Below are 4,257 nucleotides of genomic sequence, written 5' to 3' on the forward strand. Positions count from 1 at the left end.
CTTTGAGTCAGCAAAATCACATTTATATAATTGAATTAATTCATGTCTTTCCTCTCCATTAAACATAAAAATATTTTCCATACATCCCAAATATTTAATATTAGTCAACTCAGCTTCAATCTCCTCTTTAAACTCTCTCTGTAAAGCATCACGACTATACTCTCCCAAATTAACACCCCCACCCAGAACCCGATAAAAAGTTTCCTGTTTTATAGAATCATAACCTTGAGAAATAAACAAGCGATCGCCATCTCTAATTAATCCCAAAGCTAGCACTCTAATTTTATTCTTTTTACTCATAATTTTTCATATATAATATAAAAATAATTCTCTTCTCAGTTATTACTTTAATTTACCCATTTAACGGCTCCCATAGCTAAATTATTTATTCATAGTTTATAAGTAAATTGCTGAATATAAAAAACAGGAAAGTATAGCTAAAAAAGAATTAGTTAGGACATAGACTGATGATAAATCTTAGACTAGGAAATGTTTTTCCAACTGTTCCCTGTGTAAGCATTCAGCTATTAGCAGTCAGCTCTCAGCTCTCAGCTCTAACCTTTGAATCAAGGAATTTTGCCTTTAACTTATAGCACATTTTCAATCAGAAAATTGAAGAACAAAAACAACAAGTCTGAGTTTTCAACCCATAATTATAAATGTAGATTTACCTCGTAAACTGATAGCTGATAAGCGATGTGCTAAATGCTTACTTCCCTATTCCCTATTCCCTGTTCCCTGTTATACTAATTGTCATCATAAAAACCCTCTTCATAGTTATTTTCTGGTACAGGCCAATCTTCATTTTGACCGCCAATAATTAGTTTTTCTATCTTGACCAAATCTTCATTTAATTGTTGAAAACTATTCACCAAAATATCAATTGCTAAAGCATCGCTAGTTCCCAAATCAAACCAACAACGACCCCATAATCCCTCATATTCTACATCTCCCATATTGTGCATAACAGCCATCATACTTTGACTAGCCATATCCTGACTATATTCCATATAACTAATTTCTATTCCTACTTCTTGAACTTGTAAATTTTCGGCATTAAACCCACCCAATTTTCCCAATAAAAACCATGAGTCAAATAGTTCTTCTATGTAGTTTTTTTCTGCCATAGAAGGAACAGTGCTAAACTCTAACCAAATCCACACATCAAAAGGATTAAATTCGCGAAATTGTACTTCCATAAATATTTAAGTAGTCGTGCTTTTAGGAATTTTCTAGTTGAGATAGACAACTCTGTAGTGCAGACATCTTGCCTGCTATTAATGTACCTAACTGAGATAAAATTTACTATGAATTTTATATAGGTACTTACTAATTAATAATTAATAATTAATAATTAAATAATTGAGATTTAAAACCTCCATAATAAAGAATAAAGGAAAATTTTTTTTCTTTTATCCTCAATACTATCCCTCAAATGGATAGGTAATTGTTAATTGTTTAACATGGCAAAATTTGCTTATACTTCCTCAGAGAGACTTGCAAAAAAAATAAGAAATTAACAATAATAAATCCAACTTTATAGCTACAAAGTATTTGGTTAAGATATACCGTTCCTGATTTTTCAGCTATCAGCTATGAGTTATCAAATCATTATCGCACCAAAGGAGAAATTAGTATCTAAAGAGTGAAATATTTTTGCACAGTATTCCACAGGAAATAAAAAGGTCATCAACTAACCAAAGTCAAGTTATTAGGTTCAACAGTTGAATGCTTACCCTCATTTTTTGTGATGTACATTTATTTTTATTCTTTTATATTTCCTATTTCTTGTTCCCTAAAATCTAGAGGTTTTTAGCTCACCAGTATCAAAATTTATGTAAGTATTTAGCCGTCAGCTATTAGCTATCAGCTATTAATTTTTGGGAAGGTAAAAGTAATTGATAAAGAATAAAAAGTTACTGCCCAAGTCCCCTTCCCCAACCTTAGAAGTAATTATTCATTACTAATTGCTGAATATCTGACTGCTCATAGCTGAATTATTACAAACAAATTTATAATAAATTAATTTTGACTTTTAAATTTGCGAAGAGGTGGTAATTCTGAAGGTCCCCATAAACCTAAACCATCTCTAATTGCATCTCGCATCGGGTCACAAGGTCGTTTACCATTATCTATATTATTCATATTTTTACACTGTTCAAAAAATATTTGTGCTACCAAACGTCTTGGCATTTGGTCTGACTTTGCTAAAGCCTGATCAAAATTTTTCCTCGCTTTTTTTCTGATAGATAAATCATTATCTTTATCCTTAGCTTGAGACACTAAAATTTGTGCTTTTAGGTAATGTACTTCTGGATTTTCTGGAACTTCTGATAAAGTTTTATCTACATATTCTAAAGCTTTTTTGAGATTGTCTAAATCTCGATAAGCTACTGCTAACCCACGATAAGCTAAATGATGAGGATAAGCATTTTTTTCTAATGTTTCTATTGCTTTAGCAGGGTCAGAAAATGGTAAATTAACTGCCAACATTAAATCCATATATCCTTTCAACAAATTCAACTCTGGATCGGATGAATTTATTTTTTCTGCTCTCTCAAAATGACTAAAAACTTTTCTGAGTTTTTCTAAAGCTTTCGGCGCTCCTTTTAACGTGCCTTCAGTAGATATAATATAACCACCTTCTAGAAAGTGACCTGTTGCAGCATAAATATTACCGCGAACTGGATTAATTGGAATTAAATTTTCTGCTACTTCAGTAGTTTTTTGAGCATACAATTTTAGTGATTCCCAATTTTCATCTAAGAAATGTAAGGAAGATATCATGGCATAAACAAGAGGTTCACCTATCTCTTCAGATTCGGCTATTTTTAGATAATCTCTTGCTTGTTTATAATTTCCTGCTTCAAACATAGCTTGAAAAGCTGCTTCAGTTTTTTCTCCTATTTCAATAGGATTTTTTTGACGAAATGGGTCTCCTATTGCTGGAGTTACCCAAAAGTTTAAACTGACTAAAGTAGCACTAGAAAAAACTGATATTTGTTTCAATACTGGAAATTTTTGACACAAATTAAATAAGGTTTTTAGCATAAGTTATTTTAAGACTAACTATGATTTTTAATTTCTCAGATTTGTGTTATTATTTTAGCTAAATTATAACTATAATGTTTTTCTTTATTGGTAAAATACACAAGTTTTAGATTTTCAGAAGAAAGAGCAAAAAATACTGTATCTCATAAATATTAATTAATATGAGAACTGCCATCTAAATTCTTTAGACATTACTAAACAAAAAATAATTTTAACACAAACTCTGAATAATTGCTGAGTGTAAATAACAAATAAAGATATTTAATAAACTTAGTGTAGGATGGTTAAAATAACCAGTCAGTTACAAAATCCTCAAAGCCTTATCAATCTATAGTTTTTACTTTTAACTTTTAACTTCTAAATGCTATATCTCAAAAATTTGTATTATCATCCACCAGCTAGTACCACTCCTATCCTCAACAATATTAATATGGAACTAGCACCTCAACAAATGGGCTTAATTATTGGTCGTAGTGGTTCCGGCAAAAGTACATTATTAGAAATCTTAGCTGGTTTAGCTCAATGTTCCAAAGGAGAAATATACTGGCGAGAGCAAAAATTAACCTCCGAACATTTACAACAACTCGGTGGTTTAGTATTTCAATTTCCAGAAAGGCATTTTTGTGGCGCTACTATTCTAGAAGAATTACGATTAGGTCATCCAGAATTACGACCAGAACAAATATCTTTTGCCTTGGAAGAAGTAGGACTCCAGGACTTACCATTCAGTACCTCGCCCCAAGCATTAAGTGGTGGCCAGCAACGTCGTCTTGCCTTGGCAGTACAATTAATTAGACAGCCTCATCTATTAATGTTAGATGAACCAACCGCCGGATTAGATTGGTCAATACGGAAACAACTGGTCAATTTACTGGCTAAATTGAAAAACCATTGGAGTTTATTGGTTGTCACCCATGATTCGAGTGACCTTTTACCCATCGCTGATAAATGTTGGACTTTAGATAAGGGAAACTTGGAATGTAGAATTTAGAATTCAGAATTTAGAATTGGGAATTTAGAATTTATAAGTTAATTGAGCTGGTTTTTTACTACTATCAATGTCTCCTGAAATTTAGATAAAAGTTATAAAGAGGCGATCGCTCACTTTAGAGAATTTAGAATTTAGAAGTTAATGGAGCTAGTCTTTTATTATTTATAGATATCTCCTAAAATTTTAGATAAAAGTTAAAAATGATAAAGATAGGA

4 protein-coding genes are annotated in these 4,257 nt (G+C 31.4%); 1 reads left to right on the plus strand and 3 read right to left on the minus strand.

The genetic code is table 11. The features are described 5' to 3' along the window. The 3 genes from F6K40_RS39040 to F6K40_RS39050 all read right to left on the minus strand — a co-directional run. A partial coding sequence (locus F6K40_RS39040) for an NUDIX domain-containing protein (RefSeq protein WP_293145330.1) occupies positions 1-300 on the minus strand: 300 nt, incomplete at its 3' end. A gap of 446 nt (positions 301-746) precedes the next feature. Beyond that, a complete protein-coding gene (locus tag F6K40_RS39045) occupies positions 747-1,199 on the minus strand; it encodes a DUF3531 family protein (protein ID WP_293145333.1) in 453 nt (150 codons plus the stop codon). A gap of 823 nt (positions 1,200-2,022) precedes the next feature. Continuing rightward, positions 2,023-3,051 (minus strand): Sll0314/Alr1548 family TPR repeat-containing protein, encoded by a 1,029-nt coding sequence (locus tag F6K40_RS39050; RefSeq protein ID WP_293145335.1) that lies wholly within the window; start codon positions 3,049-3,051, stop codon positions 2,023-2,025. A 361-nt stretch (positions 3,052-3,412) separates the two neighbouring features. Here F6K40_RS39050 and F6K40_RS39055 point away from each other — a divergent pair, with 361 nt between their 5' ends. Then, positions 3,413-4,042: an ABC transporter ATP-binding protein gene (locus F6K40_RS39055; RefSeq protein ID WP_293145337.1), complete on the plus strand. Its 630-nt coding sequence runs from the start codon at positions 3,413-3,415 to the stop codon at positions 4,040-4,042. The last annotated feature ends 215 nt before the right edge of the window (positions 4,043-4,257 follow it).

This window comes from Okeania sp. SIO3I5 (genome assembly GCF_010672085.1).
Lineage (GTDB): Bacteria > Cyanobacteriota > Cyanobacteriia > Cyanobacteriales > Microcoleaceae > Trichodesmium.

Bases quoted from the DNA above. Each gene is read 5' to 3' on its own strand.
- F6K40_RS39050 (WP_293145335.1), bottom strand. From the start codon at position 3,051: ATGCTAAAAACCTTATTTAATTTGTGTCAAAAATTTCCAGTATTGAAA.
- F6K40_RS39045 (WP_293145333.1), bottom strand. From the start codon at position 1,199: ATGGAAGTACAATTTCGCGAATTTAATCCTTTTGATGTGTGGATTTGG.
- F6K40_RS39055 (WP_293145337.1), top strand. From the start codon at position 3,413: ATGCTATATCTCAAAAATTTGTATTATCATCCACCAGCTAGTACCACT.